The following is a 701-nucleotide window of genomic DNA, read 5'->3' on the forward strand; positions in this document are numbered from 1 at the left end:
CAGCAGGGTCTTGAGCGGCGCCTCCGCGAGGCCGACCGGCTGGCCCGGGCAGCAGAGCTCGATCTCGTGGAGGCGGGCTGGCGGCCCACGGTCGAGAGCTATCTTGGCCGGGTGACCAAGCCGCGCATCCTTGCGGCAGTGCGCGAAGGCGCAGGGGAGGCAGCGGCGCAGCGCATCGATCACCTGAAGAAACCCGACATGGCGCGGGAAGCCGAGCGGCTCCTGGCGGAGACCGGCTGGCTGCCCGAGCCGCTGCGGCTGCGGATTGCCGAAAGCGGGGCAACCAGCGACGAGAATGCCGGATCTGCTTCCCTGCCGACCGACCCGACCGGCGAGGCCAATAACGCGGAACCAGACGACACGGACGATCCCGGACGGGAGCCTCCGTCCGGAGCAGGGGAAGACGGCACTGCCCGCGTGGAGGAGGACAGTCCGCAAGGCATGGCCGCCGAGTGAGGATGGGGGCCGGGGCGGCATAGCCGCCCCGTCTCCCGCTCTCCCGGTCCGCGACGGCTTGGTCGTGTCGCGCTGACCTGAGGCAGGGGCCGTGAACACCGCCCTCCCTTACCAAGAGGCAGAGCCCGGTGGGGGAGGGGACAAGCCCGGCGTGAGGAGGGAGAGCCGCGCCGCGCCGTTTCTGTCATCCCGCTCTCCCGGAGGACCTTTCCATGACCGATCCCGAACATGCCGGCAAGCCGGAC

Annotated in this window: 1 pseudogene; it reads left to right on the plus strand. The window is 71.0% G+C overall.

From position 1 onward, the window contains the following. Positions 1 to 456, plus strand: a pseudogene (locus CK944_RS24160) (hypothetical protein); the annotation flags it as partial. Positions 457 to 701 lie beyond the last annotated feature (245 nt).

The sequence above is a fragment of the Paracoccus sp. SY genome, assembly GCF_002901215.1.
Classification (GTDB): domain Bacteria; phylum Pseudomonadota; class Alphaproteobacteria; order Rhodobacterales; family Rhodobacteraceae; genus Paracoccus; species Paracoccus acridae.